This window comes from Pseudomonas sp. 1D4 (genome assembly GCF_001728925.1).
Taxonomy (GTDB): Bacteria; Pseudomonadota; Gammaproteobacteria; order Pseudomonadales; family Pseudomonadaceae; genus Metapseudomonas; species Metapseudomonas otitidis.
The window spans coordinates 1-17468 of sequence record NZ_LXJQ01000019.1 but is presented as its reverse complement, the minus strand read 5'-3'; the positions used below and the strand labels follow the sequence as shown (position 1 = coordinate 17468).

Sequence of the window (17468 nt, the reverse complement as noted above, 5' to 3'; positions counted from 1 at the left end):
AATCTCCTGGGTTCAGAGGACGGTGCGCAGGTTCCACAGTTCGGGGAACAGCAGCGTGTCGAGGGTCTTGCGCAGGTAGTCGGCGCCGCTGCTGCCGCCGGTGCCCTGGCGACGGCCGATGACCCGCTCGACCATGCCGATGTGGCGGAAGCGCCAGTGCCTGACGTTGTCCTCCAGCGCCACCAGTTGCTCGGCCAGCTCGTAGAGGTCGCGGTGGGCGTCGGGGGCGCGGTAGACGTTGAGCCAGGCGGCTTCCACCGAGGCGTCGTAGCCGGTGGGCTCGTCGACGGCGGCGTGCAGGCGCGCGGGGTCGATGGGCAGGCCGCGCGCGGCCAGCAGGCGCACCACCTCGTCGTAGAGGGAGGGCGCCAGCAACCGGGCCTGCAGGGCGCGCAGTGCTGCCGGGTCTTCGGCGTGGTCTTCCAGGTGGCGGGCGCACTTGTTGCCGAGGAGGAATTCGATCTCGCGGAACTGCACCGACTGGTGGCCGGAGGCGCTGCCCAGGGCCGGGCGCATGGCCAGGAAGTCATTGGGGGTGAGGGTGGCGAGCACGCTCCAGGCGTGGATCAGGTGCTCCATGATCCGCTGCACGCGGGTCAGCGCCTTGAAGGTGCGGGGCAGGTCCTGGCGGCCGACCTGGTGGGTGGCGAGGGTCAGCTCGTGAAGCATCAGCTTCATCCACAGTTCGGCGGTCTGGTGCTGGATGATGAACAGCAGTTCGTCCGGCACCTCCGAGCGTGGCACCTGGCTGTGCAGGATGTGCTGCAGGCTCAGGTAGTCGCCGTAGCGGCCGTCGCCGGTACGGGTCGCCAGGGCGTTCCTGGCGCCGGAAAAGGGGCATCCCATGGTTGCCGCTCCTATGCCGGGTTCCGGCAGTCCTGGCCACCGGCGACGGCGGGCAGGATGGTGATCTCGTCGCCGGGGGCGACACGGGCCTCCAGGCCGCCGTGGAAGCGCACGTCCTGGTCGTTGACGTACAGGTTCATGAAGCGCACCAGGGTGCCGCCCTTCAGCAGGCGCTGCTCCAGGCCCGGCCAGCGGCGCTCCAGGTCGTCGATGACTTCACCCAGGCTGTCGCCCCGGGCGCTGACCTGGGCTGCGCCGGCCGTCAGGTCGCGCAGGGTGGTGGGGATGTGGACGGTGATGGACATGGCGGTTCCTCGTGGTCGGGGGCATGGGGTTCAGTCGAAGGCCAGCGGTTGCTCCAGGACTCGGCCGTCCTCGATGCGGAAGCAGCGCATCGACAGGTCGAAGCGGGGATCGGTGCCGACGATGAGGTGGAACACCTCGGGAAAGGCGGCGGCGTACTCCACGTCGGTGTCGCTGGGGTAGGGCCGGGATGCGGTGTGGGAGTGGTAGAGCACCAGGGGCACTTCGCCCCGGCCGTTCATCTCGCGCCACACGCGCAGTTGCTGCAGGGGCTCGAAGCTGAAGAAGTCCTCGGCCTGGGCCGCGTTGTGCATCGGCACCAGGCGCAGGCTGCCGGGCTCGCCGGGCACGGCGGCGATCAACCCGCAGCATTCCAGCGGGTGCTCGGTGCGGGCCTGGTGGGCAATGGCATCGCGCAGGGCGGCGGGCAGGGTGAGCATCGGGGCCGTCCTCAGTAGCGGGGCTGGTCGGGGGCTACGTCACGCACCCAGGCGAGCACGCCGCCCTGCAGGTTGCGCACGTTGTGGTAGCCGGCGGCGAGCATGGCCTCGACCACCTCGCGGGAGCGGCTGCCGCCCTTGCAGCAGATCACGTAGGGCTGCTCGCGGTCGGCCAGCGGCCCCTGGCCGAGGCTGGCCAGGGCACGGGCCTTGGGCAACAGGTCGGCGCCTTCGATGCGGACGATGTCCCACTCGTTGGGCTCGCGCACGTCGATCAACCGGGGCGGCTGCCCGCTGCCGAGCAGGGCCTGCAGATCCTGCGGGCTGATCACCGGCACGGGGGCGGCCGGTGCCGTGGGCTGGCCCAGGCCGCACAGCTGCGGGTAGTCCTGCAACGCGGTGATGGGCTGGCGCTGCGGGTCGCGCTGCAGGGGCAGGTAGCGGTAACGCATGCGCAGGGCGTCGTAGACCATCAGCGTGCCCAGCAGGGATTCGCCGATCCCGGTCAGCAGCTTGATCGCCTCGGTGCCCATCACCGAGGCCACGGCGGCGCAGAGCACGCCGAGCACGCCGCCCTCCGAGCAGGACGGCGCCAGCTCCGGCGGGGGCGGCTCGGGGTAGAGGTCGCGGTAGTTCAGGCCGCCGCCGGGGGCGTTTTCCCAGAACACGCTGGCCTGGCCTTCGAAGCGGTAGATGGAGCCCCAGACGTAGGGCTTGCCGGCCAGGACGCAGGCGTCGTTGACCAGGTAGCGGGTGGCGAAGTTGTCGGCGCCGTCGATGATCAGGTCGTAGCCCTGGAACAGCGCCACGGCGTTGTCGTTGTCCAGGCGCAGGTCGTGCAGGTTCACCTGCACGTGCGGGTTGAGCGCGGCGATGGTGCGCTTGGCGCTCTCGGTCTTCAGCTCGCCGAGGGTGTCCATGCGGTGGATCACCTGGCGCTGCAGGTTGGAGGCGTCCACCCGGTCGAAGTCGACGATGCCCAGGGTGCCGACACCGGCCGCTGCCAGGTAGAGCAGGGTCGGTGAGCCCAGGCCGCCGGCACCGATCACCAGCACGCGGGCGTTCTTCAGGCGCTGCTGGCCGGCCAGGCCGAACTCCGGCAGCAGGATGTGGCGGCTGTAGCGGGCGCGCTCCTCGGCGCTGAGGGTGGCCTGGTCGCTGACCAGGGGGCCGAGGGTGCGGGGCAGGGGAGTCGGGGTAAAGGCAGTCATGTTCAGCTCCGGGGCAGGTCGAGGGCCTGGCTCAGGGCGTGCCGGAGCCGGGTCATTTCATCGGGGGTGCCGAGGGTCACGCGCAGCCGCTGTTCCAGGCCGGGCCAGGGGCGGCCGACGCGGATGCCGCCTGCGGCCAGGGTGGCGATCACCTCTGCGGCCGGGCGCTGGCAGTCGATCAGCACGCAGTTGCTCCGGGACGGGCTGTAGCGCAGGCCCTGGCGGTCCAGCCAGGCGCAGAAGGCCTCGCGCTGGGCGGTGTTGGCGGCCTTGCGCCGGACGCATTCGGCCTCGTCGTGCAGACAGGCCAGCGCGGCGGCAACGGCCGGCACCGGCACGTCGTGGGCCGGCTGGGTGTGCATGCGGTCCAGCACGGCGGGCTGGGCGATGGCATAGCCCAGGCGCAGCCCGGCGAGGCCGTGGATCTTGGAGAAGGTGCGGGTGACCACCAGGCCGGGGTGGGCGCTGACTGCCGGGATCATCGAAGGCTCGTCGCTGAACTCCAGGTAGGCCTCGTCGATCAGCACCATCGGCGGGTGGGGCAGGGCGCCGGCCTGTTGCACCAGAGCCAGCAGCGCTGCGTGGGGGGTGACGGTGCCGGTGGGGTTGTTGGGGTTGGCGATGTAGATCAGCCCGCCCTCGCTGGCGGCGAGCATGGCCTGCACGTCGTGCCCGCCGTCCGCCAGCAGGGGCACCCGGCACGCCGCCCGGCCATGCAGGCGTGCGGCCTGCTCGGGCACCGGGTAGCCCGGCGCGGCTACCACCAGCGGCGCATCGGCTCGGGTGAAGGCCAGGGTGGCGTAGTGCAGGGCACGGTTGGAGCCGGGGTACAGCGAGACCCACTCCAGCGGCACGCCATGGCGCTGGGCAAGGGCCTGGCGCAGCGCCTCCACCCGCTCGAACTGGTAGCGCGAGGACAGGCCGATGGCCTCGCTGGCCGCCTGTCGGGCAGCCGGCGGTACGCCGTAGGGGGACTCGTTGAGGTTGAGGCAGAGGGGCGTTTGCAAGGCGCAAGCGTCCCCTTCGCCCGCCGCGTGGCGGGCGCTGGATAGGTGGTTCATGTCAGGTTCCCGGGTTGGGCGTTCGTGGGTGGCTAGCGGCCGCTGCGTACCGACTTCGGGGTGTAGCCGAAGAACTTGAGGAAGGCGGCGCTGAAGTTGTTCGGGTGCTGGTAGCCCACCTGGTAGGCCGTCTCCGAGACCCGGTAGCCGGCGGCGAGCAGCTCCTGCGCACGCTGCATGCGCATCTCAAGCAGGTGGTGGGCGGGGCTGGTGCCGTAGGCGTGGCGGAAGCATTCCTTGAGCTTGTATTCGCTGATGCCCAGCGCGGCGCAGAGGCAGGCGTTGTTCAGCGGCTGGCCGAGGTTGGCGCGCATGTAGGCCTCGATCCGCTCCATCACGTCCAGGTCACGGCCGCTGATGCGCTCGGCCTGGGGTGTGGCGGGGGCCAGCAGGTTGAGCTGCTCGGCCAGCAGGCTCAGGGCATGGATGCGCTGGCGCAGGCCGTCGTGCTCGCCGACCCGGGGGTTCTTGAAGAAGCGCAGGTGTTCGCTGCTGCAACTGCCGTTGTAGGCGATCTGCCGGAAGCTCTCGTTGTGGCGCAGGGCCTTGCCCAGCAGGCGGCCGCAGCGCTCGGGGCCGATGTAGCGGGTCAGGGTCGACTCCGACACCACCAGGCGCAGTTGCTGGATGGGCTCGTTGGCGGCGTAGCGCCGCTCGCCGGTGCCGGCCTGGAACACCGAGACCGTGGTGTGGTTCGCCGCGAAGGGCAGGGCATTGCCGACCCGGTCGAGAAACTCGGACTGGCCGGAAAGCCCAAAGGTGATGACCAGGGTGCGGTCGTTGCCATCGTGCTCGCAGACCTCCCGCAGGATGCGCCCCGAGGAGACCCGCGAGCGCACCAGGGAGAACCCGGCCTCGCAGTCCAGCCGCTCGATCAGCGCCTGGCCCTGGGCCGATGCCGTCTGGTGGCGCGTCCATTCCTTGAGTTGCTGGGCGCTGGCCAGCTTGGGTTGTGCCAAACCGTTCATAGCAAATCACTCCTCATCACTCGCCCGGTGTGCCTGTGCGGGGCTCCATCCGGGCGCAGTGATCACCGTCCTTGACTGGGTTCGCCGACGCATCAGAGCACAGGCGAAGTGCGCAAAAAACTGCCTCGCCGGAACTGCATATGGAAATCGCCGGAGTGCATATGTAATGCGAATGATTAGCATTAATCAAGGAAGTATGATCCTCCCATCGACCTGCAACGGATTGCCGCAGGCCCTGGAGATAGAGGGGTTCGGCGCTCCGGGTGCAGGAAGCGCGAACAGGAACGAAGGAGTTGTTCATGTCGATACGGCCCCTGGAAGGCGTGACCCTGCGGCTGGCCGAAGCTCCGACCGGGCTGCAGGCCACCCGCGAGGCGCTGGCCCTGCGCATGGGCTTGCTGGGCGCGCGGGTGTGCGCGGCAGCGGGTGTGCAAGGCCTGGAAGGTCAACTGACGGCCTGGCTGGAGGATGCCGCCGGCGCGCGGGTCACCTTATATGTGCGCGGCTGGCCCTGTGGGGTGCAGCCGGTGAGCGAGGCGCTGGCCCAGGCGGCCTGCGGGTTGGTGGGCTGGCATGGGCGCAGCGCCGGTGGGCTGTTCACCCTGGGGGTGGACTACCTTGCGGTGCTGACGGCCTCCCTGGCGTCCACCGCAGCCGTGGCCGCCCTGCTCGGGCAGCGCCGGGGCAGCAGCAGCCACGAGGTGCACCTCAGCCTGGGCGGCGCCGGCCTGCTGGCGATGGCCCAGTACCTGGCGATGGACGATGCCGGGCAGGTGCTGCCGGTGCCGGGTGGCGCCGATTGGCAGCACCCGCCCTTCACCAGTGGCGAGGGCCTGCGCTTCGAGCTGGAAGCCCTCGACCCGGAGGCCTGGCGCCGCTTCTGGGAGGGCCTGGGGGTGTCCCTGGCGGACATCGCCGCCGGCTGGCCGTCGTTCATGCAGCGCTACACCACCGCCACGGCGTGGTTGCCGCCCTCGCTGTTCCGCGCCTGTGCGCGCCACCGCCTGGCCGACCTGAACTGCCTGGCACGGGATGCCGGGGTCAACCTCTGCGCCCTGCGCCTCACGCCCCAGGCCGCGTGCGCCCAAGGCCCCTGGGCCTTTGAGCCGCCCGTATCGGCCGCTGCCCTGGCGCGCGCGCCCTCCAGTGCGGCCCAGCCCCTGGCCGGCCTGGCGGGGCTGGAGGCCTGCCGGCTGATCCAGGGGCCGCTGGCGGGGCACCTGCTGCGGGAGCTGGGCATGCAGGTCACGCGCATCGAGCCACCGGGCGGTGATCCGATGCGCGGCATGGCGCCGCTGGTGGGCGGCCTGTCCGTGCATTTCCAGGCCATCAACCGGGGCAAGCCCTGGGTCGAGCTGGACGTGCGCAGCGAAGCCGGGCAGGCCCGCCTGGGGCAGTTGCTGGAGGGCTGCGATGCCTTCCTGCACAACTGGGCGCCCGGACGCGCCGAGCGCCTGGGGCTGACCGCCGAGGCGCTGCGCCGCCATGCCCCGGGACTGGTGTACGGCTCGGCCTCCGGCTGCGGGCGTCACCCTGGGCCGGACGACCCTCTGGGCACCGACTTCATGATCCAGGCCCACAGCGGCCTGGCCGCCTGCATCCAGCAGCACGACCGGCCGGCCGGGGCGCTGCTCACCCTGGTGGACGTGCTGGGCGGCGCTGCCCTGGCCGAGGGTCTGGTTGCCGCGCTCTACCAGCGCCACGTCCACGGCCTGGCCGGCGGCCTCGATTCCAGCATGAGCGGCGCCGCCGGCCTGCTGCTGGAGGCCGCCATTGCCGACGCGGGGCAGGTACTGGCCTGTGCCGACGGCCACCTGATGCTCGACGGTGCCGACCCCTCCGAGGTGGCGAGCCTTGGGCACCTGGCCAGTGGCGAAGCCCTGGCCCACCTGGCTGCGCGGGGCATTCCCGCCAGCCGCATCTCCCGCTGCGCCGCCGATGTCGGCGCCCACCCCTGGTTGGGCTGTGCCCTGGGCCGTGACGAATACGGCCTGCGTACCGCCAGCCCCTGGATCATCAACGCTTGAGGTCGATACCCCATGGCTAACGAACACCTGTCCGCCGTGCAGCCCCCTGTTTCCGGTGGCCGCTACACAGCCCCGGACTGCGTCCCCGCGCACCTTCGCGCACACTGGCGGGCCGAGGGCATCTATCCCCACAAGAGCCTGTTCGAGTCCTTCCTCGACATTGCCCGCTCACGGCCCCTGGCGGTCGCTGTCACCGAAGGGGCTGCGAGCCTGAGCTTCGCCCAGTTGCGAGCGCGCAGCCTCAGCCTGGCCCAGGTGCTGCACCAGCTTGGCGTCGGGCCTGGCGTGGTGGTGGCGGTGAACCTGCCCAATGGCTGGCGCGCCTGCGCCGTGGACCTGGCCGTGGCGGCCCTGGGCGGCATCGTGCTGCCGTACCCCCTGGGGCGGCGCAAGCGCGACACCCTCGCCATGCTCGGCAAGTCCGCCGCGCGGGTGCTGATCTGCAAGCGCCAGGTGGGCGAGGCCGACTACGCCGCTCTGGTGGACGGCCTGCGCCCCGCGTTGCCGGCGCTGGCCCATGTGCTGGTACACGGCGAGTGCTACCAGGACTGGCCGGATCTGGACCAGTGCTGGGAGGGGCCGGCCTGGAACACCGAAGGCCACCGGGTGGACCCGGATGCCGGCGCCCGGCTGATCGCCTCCTCGGGCTCCGAGTCCGAGCCCAAGCTGGTGCTGTATTCCCACAACGCCCTGGTCGGTGGGCAGAGTGCCTACCTCAACGGCCTGGCGCGCCAGCCCGAGGCCATGCGGGCGCTGTTCGCCGTACCCCTGGCGTCACCCTTCGGCTCCCTGGGCACGCCTTGCACCCTGGCTTCCCTGGGTGGCGCGCTGATCTGCCTGGACCGCTTCGAGGCCGACGCGGTGCTGCGGCTGGTCGCCCAGCAGCGCGTCACCCACCTGTTCGCCGGGCCCAACATGGTGGACATGCTGCTGGCCAGCCCCCTGCTGCAATCGGCGCAAGGGCAGGCGCTGGATTTCAGCGCGCTTGAGGCCATCGTCAGCGGCGGCTCGGCCCTCAGCGCGCAGACCCTGGCCGGCGTGCGTCGGCACTTCGGCTGTGCCCTGGTGCAGTCCTACGGCTCGGCGGACGGCGTGGCCTGCCACACCGCCCTGGATGACGCCCCCGAGGTGACCGTGCAGACCGTCGGCCGGCCCGACCCGGCAGTGGTCAGCCTGAGCATCCGCGACGAGCAGGGGCGCGAGTGCGCGCCAGGCGAGGTGGGGGAGATCTGGGCACGGGGGCCGATGACCCCGCTGTGCTACTACCGCGCCCCCGAGCTGGACCGCCAGTACCGCCACCCGGACGGCTGGGTGCGCCTGGGCGACCGTGGCCAACTGGACGCCCATGGCCGGCTGCGCATCGTCGGGCGCCGCGCCGACACCGTGATGCGCGGCGGGCACAAGGTGAACCTGGTGGAGGTGGCGCACCTGCTGCGCGAGCACCCGGCCATCGCCCAGTGCGTGGTCCTCAATGCCCCGCTGGAGGACGGCGCCACGCGCACGCACGCCTTCGTGGTGATGAAGGCGGGGCAGCCGCCGCTGACCCTCGCCCAGGTGCGCGGCTTCCTCAATGACGAAGTGGGCGCCCAGCCCAGCCAGTTGCCCGACGCCCTGGCCTGCGTGCCGGAGCTGCCCCTGGCGCCGTCCGGCAAGGTCGACCAGGCGGCCCTGCTGCAGAGCCTGCAGACGCCACGCCCGGCCGTCTCCGCGCAACCGGTGATCGACCTGCTGATGGGCGTCGAACGGGCCGGCGTGCTGCGGGCCGCCATCGAACTGCAGGTGTTCGACCACCTGGGCGAGGGCGCCAGCGCCCGCACCGTGGCCGAGCGCACCGGCGCCAGCGAGCGTGGCACCCGTATCCTGCTGGACGCCCTGGCCGGCCTGGGCCTGCTCCGCCAGGAGCCGGGGCAGGCCTACTACCGCCTGGGTGAGCTGGCCGAGCGTTTTCTGCAGCGCAGTTCGCCGCACTACGTGGGCGGGCTGGCGCAGGTCTACACCGCCGACCTGATGTGGGACGCCTTCCGCCATTTCAAGGACGCCGTGGTGGCTGGTGGCAGCGTCCTGCCCCAGGGCCTGGAGGCCGCCAACCATCCGTACTGGGGCGAATTCTCCCGGGGCATCGCCAACACCGCGCGAGTCACCGCCCAGCGCCTGGCGCAGCAGGTGCTGCCGTGGCTGGCCCAGCGGCAGCAGCCGAGCGTGCTGGACCTGGCCTGCGGCAATGGCACCTACGGCTTCACCCTGGCGGCCGAGTGCCCGGCGGTGAGCCTCTGCGGGGTGGACTGGCCGGCCAGTGCCGAGCTGTTCTGGAGCACCGCCGAGACCTTCGGGGTGCGTGAACGCACACGCTTCATCGGTGCCGACATCTTCACCGTGGAGCCGGACCAACAGGTGGATCTGATCATCCTCAGCCAGGTCCTGCACCACTTCGACGAGGCCGAATGCCGGCGCCTGCTGGGCCGCCTGCAGGCCTGGCTGAAACCGGGCGGGCGGCTGCTCATCGCCGGCTTCATGCGCTCGGACGCGCCGGCGGAGCAGGAGCCCATTCCGCGCCTGTTCGCCGCGCAGATGCTCAGCTTGACCGAGGCCGGCGACTGCCATGCCCTGGGCGCGGTGCAGCGCCTGCTGGAGGAGCAGGGCTGGCAGCAGATCGAGTCCGCGCCGCTGCGCGGCCTGCCCATCCAGCGCATCTGGGCGGTGCGCGGCGATGCCGGGGAGGTCGCATGAGCCGTGTGCTGTGGAACCTCTCGCGGCCGTTGCGCCCGGCCATCGCCCTGGCCGCTTGCGGCCAGCTCGCGGTCAGCGCCTGCAACGCCGGCCTGGCCCTTTGCCTGGCCTGGGCACTGGCCGGCCTGTTCGAGGGCCAGCCGCTGGCAGCGTTGTGGACGCCGCTGGGCGCCTTCCTCGGCCTGACACTGCTGCGCATCGCCCTCAACGGCGGGGCCGAGGTGCTGGCCATGCGCGTCGCCGGGCTGACCCGGCAGCACCTGCGCCAGCGCCTGTTGCCCCAGGTATTGCGGGTGGCCGGGCAGGCACCCGGCGAGCATGACAGCGCCGGGCTGAGCACCACCCTGATCCACAACGTCGAGGCCCTGCAGGCCTACTACAGCCGCTACATTCCGGCGGTGATCGGCGCGGCCCTGGGGGGCAGCGGGCTGCTTGTGCTGATGGCGCTGTTCGACCCGCGCTCGGCCCTGGTGGCCGCCGTGGGCGCCTTGTCGCTGCCCTTCGTCGATCGCCTCTGGCTGCGCTGGCGGCGCCCCTCGGCCGGGGGGCTGTTCACCAGCATCGGGCGCTTCTCGGCGCACCTGCTGGACAGCCTGCGCGGGGTCACCACGCTCAAGGCCTTCAACGCCCAGGACCGGCGCCGCGATGCCCTGCGCGACCAGGCCCGCGACCTGCGCCGGCAGGCGATGGAGGTGCTGCACGGCATCCTGATGCGCAATGGCGTCACCGGGTTGCTCAGCCTCGGCGGCCTGGCGCTGGTCACGCTGCTCAGCGTCCAGCGTGCCGGTGCCGGCAAGTTGTCGGCCTTCGCCCTGTTCGCTGCCGTGCTGCTGGCCCGCGAAGCGTTCCGCACCCTGGAGAAGCTGGACAAGACCTTCCACGTCGCCTGGTCGGGCAACGGCGCCGCAGCCCCCGTGGCCGAGCTGCTGGCAGCGCAGCCGCCGGTGCCCGAACCGGCCCGGCCCGAGCCGTTGCCGGCCGGCCACGAGGTGGCCTTCGAGGGCGTCACCTTCCGCTGGCCCGGCAGTGAGGCCCCGGCCTTGCAGAACCTCAGCTTCACCCTGGAACCCGGCCAGTGCGTGGCCGTGGTGGGGCCCTCCGGGGCGGGCAAGTCCACCCTGGCGGCGCTGCTGATGCGCTTCATCGCCCCCCAGGAAGGGCGCGTCACCCTCGGTGGCGTGGATATCCGCCAGTTGTGCTCCGCCGACCTCTACCAGCGCGTCAGCGGGGTGTTCCAGCAGAGCGTGCTGCTGCACGGCAGCCTGGAAGACAACCTGCGCATGGGGGCGGCGGACGCCAGCCCCGAGGCCCTGGCCGAAGCGTGCCGGCTGGCCTCGCTGGAGCCCTGGGTCGCCAGCCTCCCGCAGGGCCTGACGACGCCGGTGGGCGAGGGCGGCAACCGGCTCTCCGGCGGCCAGCGCCAGCGTGTGGCCATTGCCCGCGCCTGGCTCAAGGGCGCGCCGATCCTGCTGCTCGACGAGGCCACTGCCAACGTTGACGTGGCCAGCGAGGCGCATATCGGTGCGGCCATCGAGCGCCTGCGCGGGCAGCGCTCGATGCTGGTGATCGCCCACCGCCTGGCCACCGTGCGCCATGCCGACCGCATCCTGGTGCTGGACAAGGGGCGCCTGGTGGAGAGCGGCGACCACCGCAGCCTGCTGGCCCACCAGGGCCTGTATGCGCGCCTCTGGGCCCTGCAGCACGCCCACGAAACCCAACCTCTGAGCGAAGGAGCCCTGGCATGAAAGGCAATCCCCATGCGATCCGCGCCGGCGAAGGCAGCCGCTGGAGTGACCTGCTGCGGCTGTCGGCCGGGCAGCCGGCGCTGTTGGCGCAAACCCTGGTCGCCACCCTGGTGGCCCAGGCCGGCATGGTGGGCAGCCTGGCCCTCGGCGGCTGGTTGATCGGCCTGGTGCTGACCGATGCCCCGGCCAGCCTGTGGCAGCCGGTGGCGGCGGCGATGCTCGCCTGTGCCCTGGCCGGTGCCGGTGGGCGCTGGTGGCAGGCCCATGTCTCCCATGTGTTCGCCTTCCACCTGATCGAGACCCTGCAGGTCGGCAGCTACGAGGGGTTGGAGCGGGCCGCACCGGACGTGCAGGCTGGGGTGCGGCGAGGGGAGCAGGCCAACGTGGCGCTCAATGACGCCCAGGCCCTGGAGCACTTCTTCGCCCACACCCTCACCGATGCCATCGGCGCCGTGTTGGTGCCGCTGGTGGCGCTGCTGGCCCTGGCCGCCATCCAGCCCTGGCTGACCCTGGCGCTGCTGCCGTTCCTGGCGGCCCTGGCCAGCGTGCCGTTCTGGCTTGGCGGGCGCGCCCTGCGCCAGGGGCGGGCGATGAACGAGGCGCTGGCCGGGCTCAACGCCGAAGTGCTGGAAGGCATCGAGGCGCGCCGGGAGATCCTCCTGTTCAACCAGGAGGCGGCCTGGCAAGCGCGCCTGGGTCGTCTGCTGGCCCGGTTGCGGCTGGAGCAGCGCCGCTATGCCCTGCGCAGCGGCGCCGAGCAGGGGGTGATCGAGCTGATCCAGGCCCTGGCCCTGGTGAGTGCGCTGGCCTGCGGCGCCTGGCTGCTGCAGATCGGCCTGCTGGACCTGGCGCAACTGCCCCTGGCGGTGATGCTGGTCGGTGCGGCCCTGCTGCCCATGGCCGACGTGGCTCGCGAGGCCGGCCAGCTCGGCGCCGTGCGCGCCAGCGCCGGCCGGGTACTGGGGCTGTTGCGCCAGCCGCCACGGGTGCGTGACCAAGGCCGCCAGCAGCCCCAGGGCGCACGCCTGGAGTTCGACCAGGTGCGCTTCAGCCATGGCGGTCGCCCGGTCCTGCAAGGCGTCGACTTCCAGGTCCGTCCTGGCGAAATGGTGGCGCTGGTGGGGGCCTCGGGAGCCGGCAAGACCACCTGCGCCAATCTGCTGATGCGCTTCTACGACGTCGAAGGCGGGGCCATCCGCGTTGGCGGCGTGGACGTGCGTGACATCCCCCTGGCCGGGTTGCGCCAAGGCATCGCCTGGGTCGGCCAGGACGCCTACCTGTTCGACGACAGCATCGAGGGCAACCTGCGCCTGGCCCGCCCCGATGCCACCACCGAGGAGATCGAGGCCGCCGCGCGCCAGGCCCAGGCGCACGACTTCATCCAGGCGCTGCCGGAGGGCTACCAGACCCGCTGCGGCGAGGGCGGCGCGCGCCTGTCCGGCGGCCAGCGCCAGCGCGTCGCCATCGCCCGTGCGCTGCTGTCGCAGGCGCCGGTGCTGGTGATGGACGAAGCCTCCTCCAGCCTCGACGCCCACAGCGAGTACGCCCTGCAGCAGGCCCTGCTGGGCCTGCGCGGGCAGCGCACGCTGCTGCTCATCGCCCACCGCCCCAGCACCATCGCCCAGGCCGACCGGGTGGTGCTGCTCGAAGACGGGCAGGTGCGCGACCAGGGCACCCATTCGACCCTGCTGGCCCGCTGCGACGCCTACGCGCGGCTGCTGGCCCAACCCACTCAGTAACGGCGCCAGGCGCCGACAAGGAAGATTCGCGATGGTCAGAAGTCGTCGTACCCGCACCCACGTCTGGGTCAGCACCGCGCTGGCGTTGTCCTGCCCGGCCCTCCAGGCCGCGGAGGCATTGAGCCTGCCCGAGGTCAGCGTCAATGCGGAAAAGGTCCCGCGCAGCCTCGACGCGGTGCCGGCCAGCGTCAAGGTGATCGATGGGCAGACCCTGGAAGACGAGCACATCACCGGCTTCGAGCAACTGGAAGGGCGGGTGCCGGGGCTGTCGTTCCAGCCCTTCGGCCAGTCGGGCATCAACTCCCCGGTGATGCGGGGCCTCACTGCCAACTTCAACGCGCTGTCCACTTCGACGCTGATGCTGGTGGACGACGTGCCGACCCTCACCGCCCAGGGCTTCGAGAACCGCTTCATCGACATCGACCGCATCGAGGTGCTGCGCGGGCCGCAGTCGACCCTTTACGGGCGCAATGCCGAGGCCGGGGTGATCGCGGTGTACAGCAAGCCGATGGACGAGCTGGCGCGGGCCAGCGTGTCCGCTGAAGCGGGCAGCCGCGACAAGCGCGCCACGCGCTTCGCCCTGAGCAGCCCGCTGGTGGACGAGCGGTTGTTCGGCAGCGTCTCGGGCGAATGGCAACGTCAGGACGGTTTCATCCGCAACGACGCCCTCGGCAAGCAGGCCGACGACCGCGAACGCTACAACCTCAACGCCGGCCTGCGCCTGGTGCCCCAGGCGGGCACCGACATGGTGCTGCGCTATGCGCGCCAGGCCTATGACGACGACGCCTCGCTGTGGGGCGCGCCCACGGCGCGGCGCAATCACGTGGCCTCGGGCACCGACAGTTGGAACCGCTCCTGGGGCCAGACCCTGTCGCTGAACATCGGCCACAGCCTGGGGGATGACCTGAACCTGCGCTCGATCACCGCCTACAACGACTTCCACGACCGTATCCAGCAGGACACCGACTTCCTGCCGGCCAACTTCTCGATGATTGCCCGTGACCTGCGCCTGCGCACCCTGTCTCAGGAGCTGCGCCTGGAAGGGCAGTGGGGCCTTGCCGACTGGCTGGCCGGGGTCTACGCCGACAGCAGCGAGAACGACCTGCGCAACGTCAGCCAGCGCGGCCCCTTCGTTCAGGAGCTGCGCCTGGACCAGAGCAGCCGCACGCTCGCTGCATTCAGCCACTGGAACCTGCACCTGACCCCGGACTGGACCCTCTCCCTCGGCGGGCGGGTGGAGCGCTACCGGGCGAGCATCGACCCCCGTGGCGATGCCAGCCAGTCCCGGAGCTGGTCGTCGTTCTCGCCGAAGGTGGCGCTGCAGTACGCCTTCGCCGAGCAGAACCAGGTCTACCTCAGTGCCAGCAAGGGCGTGCGCAACGGCGGTTTCAACGTGCTCTCGGCCGCCACCCACTACGCCGCGTTCGAGCCGGAGAAGGTCTGGTCCTACGAGCTCGGCATCAAGGGCCGGACCCTGGAGGAGCGCCTGCGCTACTCGCTGGCGGCGTATTACATGGACGTCACCGACATGCAGGTGATGCAGATGCCCAGCCCGGGCGTGCAGTACATCACCAGCGCTGCCAGCGCCACGTCCAAGGGGCTGGACCTGGATGCCGAGTACCTGCTCAGCGCCCGCTGGAGCGTGCAGACCGGGCTGGCCTGGAACCGCACGCGCTTCGACAGCTTCCAGGACGGCAGCGCCCGCTACGACGGGCACCACAACCCCTTCGCCCCCGACCTCAGCGGCTACCTGGGCCTGCGCTACGACGACCCGGAAGGCTGGTACGTGCAGGGCAACCTGGTGGGCAGCGACAAGGTCTACCTGGACGCGGCCAACCAGTACACCCGCAACGGCTACGCCCTGGTCAACCTCAGCGCCGGCGTGCGTTACGAGCAGTGGGAGCTGAGCGGCTACGTGAACAACCTGGCTGACCGCGAGTACGACGCGGTGGGTTACCAGAACGGTTTCATCACCGTCTACAGCCCGCCCCGCGAACTCGGCGTGCGCGTGACCTGGAAGCTCTGACATGGACCGTCCGAACCCTTCCCACTGGCCCCTGCAATTGCTGCTGGGCTGGGTCAACTTCGCCATGACCGCGCCCCTGATCTACCTCTACCTCGGCTTGCCGCTGGTGATGCGCCAGCACGGCTGGAGCGGCACCGAGATCGGCCTGTTCCAGTTGGCCGGGCTGCCGGCGGTGCTCAAGTTCGTGCTTGGCGCTCCGGTGGACCGCTGGGCCCGGGGCGCGCCCGGCTACCGCCGCTGGAGCCTGGTGCTGATGGCCGGCTATGCCGCCAGCCTCGTCGGCCTAGCCTGCCTGGGCATCGAGCAGGCCGGCTTCGTGCCGCTGTTCGCCCTGGCCATGCTGGCCAGCCTGCTCGGCACCTGGGCCGATGCGCCGGTCAACGCCCTGGCGATCCGCTGTTTGCCGGCAGAGGAGCGCCAGCGCGCCGGTATCATCCGCTCCGCCGCCAGCTCCCTGGGGGCGGTGGTGGGCGGCGGGGTGATGCTGATGCTGCACGCACGCGCCGGTTGGGCCTGGCCGTTCTGGGCGCTGAGCGGCGGGCTGCTGCTGGCTGCCCTGGGCCTGTGGCTGATGCCGCGTGCCACCCTGGCGCAGGCGGATGGCGTGCAGGCCCGGCAGGTGGGCGTCGGCCAATGGCTGGCCTATTTCAGCAGCGCCGAACGGCGCCGCTGGGTGGTGATGCTGATGCTCTACTTCCCCTTCATCGGCGCCGCCTGGGTCTATCTCAAGCCCTTGCTGCTGGACCAGGGCCTGCCGCCCGAGCAGGTGGCGCTGGTGGCCGGCGTACTCGGCGGTGTGGTGGGGGCCGTGGGCAGTGCACTCGGCGGCCACCTGGCCCGGCGCAGTGGATTGCAGCGGGCCCTGCCGACCTGCGCGCTGGCCGGTGTGGTGGCCCTTGGTGCCCTGGCCGGCACGGTGGCCAGCGGTGCCGGCGTGCCCTGGCTGGTGGCCTGCACCCTGCTGCTGGCACTGGTGATGGGCGCCTCGGCCGGCCTGCTGTTCGGGATGATGATGAACCACACCCGCGCCGGCCTGACCGCCGTCGACTACGGCCTGCAATCGAGCCTGTTCGTACTGACCCGCACCCTGGTGCCGATGCTTGCCGGCATCCTGCTCGACCGTTTGGGCTACCTGGGCATGCTGGCGGGGCTGATCCTCTGCATGGCCGCGGTCTGGGCCTGGAGCCGGCGCTTCGTCCGCCACGGGCAGGACCTTGCCGAGCGGTTACCGGCGCAGGCGGCGCCCTGACGGGTTGTCGCTCCAGCCCCAGGGCACGGCGTTGCAGGACGAGGGGTTCGTCGAGGCCGGGGGCGTGGGTCAGCGGCTGGAAGCCGTTCTCGGTGATCAGCAGGGTGTCGGAATGGCGTTAGCTGCCCACGCCTTGCAGGTAGATGCCCGGCTCCATGGAGACGACCATGCCGGCGGCCAGCACGTCGTCCGAGCCCTGGGCCAGCCAGGGGCCTTCATGGTTCCCCAGGCCGGAGCCGTGGCCGCAGCGGTGCAGGCGCTGCGCCGGGCTGCCGACGCCTTCGTGGGCGAGGAGGGCGTTGATCTGCGCGTCGATCTCGGCGCAGGCCACAGCCCGAGGCCGATGCGCCGGGCCTGGGCCATCAGCGCGAACAGCTGGCGTTCCTGGCGCGTGGGCGGGGCGGTGAAGTAGGTGCGCTCGCTCTCGGCGGCGTAGCCGTTCACTCGCGTCAGCACCAGGGTCACATGGGGGCCTGCCAGCAGGCGGTCGCCAGGCGACGGCACGGCGTGGGGCATGGCGCTCAGCGGGGCGGGGAAGCTGGCCATCAGCACGCGGGTGGCGAGGGCGTCCCAACTCGGCGTCTCGCGGATGATGGCCTGGGTCACCTGGCTGATGCGGGCGAAGCCTTCGGCCACGGTGGCGCCGTAGTAGGAATGGACGAACAGCTCGGCCACGCCCCGGTCGGCGTAGTGGGCGGCGCGGCGGATCAGGGCGATCTCGGCGGGGGACTTGACCAGCCGCAGTTGCTCCACCGGCTCGCCCGGCCGGCCCCCTTGGTCGCACAGCCAGTCGGCGACCCGTGCGGGGCATCGCCGAGACCAGCGGCATCAGCCACCGCATGCTGATCTACCACTTCTGCAGCCAGGACGGCGTCTGGGCGGCCATCATCGAGCAAGCCCGCAGCACCGAGCAGGCAGCCTTCGCCGAAGGCAGCGAGGCGGTGCACTGCCCCGTGATCTTGCGAGCCTTCCTCGACGGGTTATGGCAGCGCTACAGCTCGGCGGAGGCTCTGCGCTACCAGCTGCACATCGAGGTGCCTTGCGCCACCGCGAAGCCGCCGGGGCCTTCCTCGACGGCGTGGTGACGGGCTGGCTGCAACTGCTGCCGATCAGCCGCCTCACCGGC

Annotated in this window: 14 protein-coding genes; 7 read left to right on the top strand and 7 right to left on the bottom strand. The window is 71.4% G+C overall.

Going from position 1 to position 17468, the window contains the following annotated elements:
• Positions 1–12 precede the first annotated feature (12 nt).
• From A7D27_RS11900 to A7D27_RS11875, 6 genes are read right to left on the bottom strand one after another with little or no spacing between them, the layout of a single operon-like run.
• Positions 13–846, bottom strand: a complete 834-nt coding sequence (locus tag A7D27_RS11900; RefSeq protein ID WP_069565012.1) for a tryptophan 2,3-dioxygenase — start codon at positions 844–846, stop codon at positions 13–15.
• A gap of 11 nt (positions 847–857) precedes the next feature.
• Positions 858–1151 carry a MoaD/ThiS family protein gene (locus A7D27_RS11895; protein ID WP_069565011.1) on the bottom strand — a complete coding sequence of 98 codons (294 nt, stop codon included), beginning with the start codon at positions 1149–1151 and terminating at the stop codon, positions 858–860.
• Positions 1152–1181: 30 nt separating this feature from the next.
• Positions 1182–1589, bottom strand: coding sequence for a Mov34/MPN/PAD-1 family protein (locus A7D27_RS11890; RefSeq protein ID WP_069565010.1), 408 nt, complete (start codon positions 1587–1589; stop codon positions 1182–1184).
• A gap of 11 nt (positions 1590–1600) precedes the next feature.
• Positions 1601–2800 (bottom strand): molybdopterin-synthase adenylyltransferase MoeB, encoded by a 1200-nt coding sequence (gene moeB / locus A7D27_RS11885; RefSeq protein ID WP_069565009.1) that lies wholly within the window; start codon positions 2798–2800, stop codon positions 1601–1603.
• Between the two features lie 2 nt (positions 2801–2802).
• On the bottom strand, positions 2803–3861 hold the full coding sequence (locus A7D27_RS11880; protein ID WP_069565008.1) for an aminotransferase class I/II-fold pyridoxal phosphate-dependent enzyme: 1059 nt from the start codon (positions 3859–3861) through the stop codon (positions 2803–2805).
• 32 nt (positions 3862–3893) lie between these two features.
• Positions 3894–4829: an AraC family transcriptional regulator gene (locus tag A7D27_RS11875; RefSeq protein WP_044407622.1), complete on the bottom strand. Its 936-nt coding sequence runs from the start codon at positions 4827–4829 to the stop codon at positions 3894–3896.
• A 299-nt stretch (positions 4830–5128) separates the two neighbouring features.
• Here A7D27_RS11875 and A7D27_RS11870 point away from each other — a divergent pair, with 299 nt between their 5' ends.
• Genes A7D27_RS11870 through A7D27_RS11845 form a run of 6 tightly spaced genes read left to right on the top strand, consistent with a single transcriptional unit; the run spans position 5129 to position 16342 of the window.
• Entirely contained in the window at positions 5129–6856 is a 1728-nt protein-coding gene (locus tag A7D27_RS11870) for a CoA transferase (RefSeq protein ID WP_069565007.1), read from the top strand.
• Positions 6857–6868: 12 nt separating this feature from the next.
• Positions 6869–9583 carry an AMP-binding protein gene (locus A7D27_RS11865; RefSeq protein WP_069565006.1) on the top strand — a complete coding sequence of 905 codons (2715 nt, stop codon included), beginning with the start codon at positions 6869–6871 and terminating at the stop codon, positions 9581–9583.
• The gene (locus tag A7D27_RS11860; protein ID WP_069565005.1) at positions 9580–11328 is read left to right on the top strand and encodes an ABC transporter ATP-binding protein; all 1749 of its coding nucleotides are present in this window, start codon (positions 9580–9582) and stop codon (positions 11326–11328) included. The genes A7D27_RS11865 and A7D27_RS11860 overlap by 4 nt, the downstream gene beginning before the upstream one ends.
• Entirely contained in the window at positions 11325–13067 is a 1743-nt protein-coding gene (locus tag A7D27_RS11855; RefSeq protein ID WP_069565004.1) for an ABC transporter ATP-binding protein, read from the top strand. Before A7D27_RS11860 ends, A7D27_RS11855 begins: the two co-directional genes overlap by 4 nt.
• 31 nt (positions 13068–13098) lie before the next feature.
• The gene (locus tag A7D27_RS11850) at positions 13099–15093 is read left to right on the top strand and encodes a TonB-dependent receptor (protein ID WP_069565003.1); all 1995 of its coding nucleotides are present in this window, start codon (positions 13099–13101) and stop codon (positions 15091–15093) included.
• A gap of 1 nt (position 15094) precedes the next feature.
• A complete protein-coding gene (locus tag A7D27_RS11845) occupies positions 15095–16342 on the top strand; it encodes an MFS transporter (protein ID WP_069565002.1) in 1248 nt (415 codons plus the stop codon).
• 118 nt (positions 16343–16460) lie between these two features.
• On the opposite strand, the gene A7D27_RS28675 is transcribed toward A7D27_RS11845, so the two are convergent.
• Entirely contained in the window at positions 16461–17153 is a 693-nt protein-coding gene (locus A7D27_RS28675; protein ID WP_371914816.1) for a M24 family metallopeptidase, read from the bottom strand.
• Between A7D27_RS28675 and A7D27_RS11835 the strand changes: the two genes are divergently transcribed.
• Complete coding sequence (locus tag A7D27_RS11835) at positions 17143–17427, top strand: hypothetical protein (protein WP_069565000.1); 285 nt, start codon at positions 17143–17145, stop codon at positions 17425–17427. The genes A7D27_RS28675 and A7D27_RS11835 overlap by 11 nt on opposite strands.
• Positions 17428–17468: the final 41 nt, after the last annotated feature.

What these genes read in the sequence shown, in the direction of transcription:
- A7D27_RS11855 (WP_069565004.1), top strand. Translation starts at nt 11,325, where the DNA reads ATGAAAGGCAATCCCCATGCGATCCGCGCCGGCGAAGGCAGCCGCTGG.
- A7D27_RS11870 (WP_069565007.1), top strand. Translation starts at nt 5,129, where the DNA reads ATGTCGATACGGCCCCTGGAAGGCGTGACCCTGCGGCTGGCCGAAGCT.
- A7D27_RS28675 (WP_371914816.1), bottom strand. Translation starts at nt 17,153, where the DNA reads ATGCCCCGCACGGGTCGCCGACTGGCTGTGCGACCAAGGGGGCCGGCC.
- A7D27_RS11880 (WP_069565008.1), bottom strand. Translation starts at nt 3,861, where the DNA reads ATGAACCACCTATCCAGCGCCCGCCACGCGGCGGGCGAAGGGGACGCT.
- A7D27_RS11875 (WP_044407622.1), bottom strand. Translation starts at nt 4,829, where the DNA reads ATGAACGGTTTGGCACAACCCAAGCTGGCCAGCGCCCAGCAACTCAAG.
- A7D27_RS11890 (WP_069565010.1), bottom strand. Translation starts at nt 1,589, where the DNA reads ATGCTCACCCTGCCCGCCGCCCTGCGCGATGCCATTGCCCACCAGGCC.
- A7D27_RS11895 (WP_069565011.1), bottom strand. Translation starts at nt 1,151, where the DNA reads ATGTCCATCACCGTCCACATCCCCACCACCCTGCGCGACCTGACGGCC.
- A7D27_RS11860 (WP_069565005.1), top strand. Translation starts at nt 9,580, where the DNA reads ATGAGCCGTGTGCTGTGGAACCTCTCGCGGCCGTTGCGCCCGGCCATC.
- A7D27_RS11850 (WP_069565003.1), top strand. Translation starts at nt 13,099, where the DNA reads ATGGTCAGAAGTCGTCGTACCCGCACCCACGTCTGGGTCAGCACCGCG.
- A7D27_RS11900 (WP_069565012.1), bottom strand. Translation starts at nt 846, where the DNA reads ATGGGATGCCCCTTTTCCGGCGCCAGGAACGCCCTGGCGACCCGTACC.
- A7D27_RS11845 (WP_069565002.1), top strand. Translation starts at nt 15,095, where the DNA reads ATGGACCGTCCGAACCCTTCCCACTGGCCCCTGCAATTGCTGCTGGGC.
- A7D27_RS11865 (WP_069565006.1), top strand. Translation starts at nt 6,869, where the DNA reads ATGGCTAACGAACACCTGTCCGCCGTGCAGCCCCCTGTTTCCGGTGGC.
- moeB (WP_069565009.1), bottom strand. Translation starts at nt 2,800, where the DNA reads ATGACTGCCTTTACCCCGACTCCCCTGCCCCGCACCCTCGGCCCCCTG.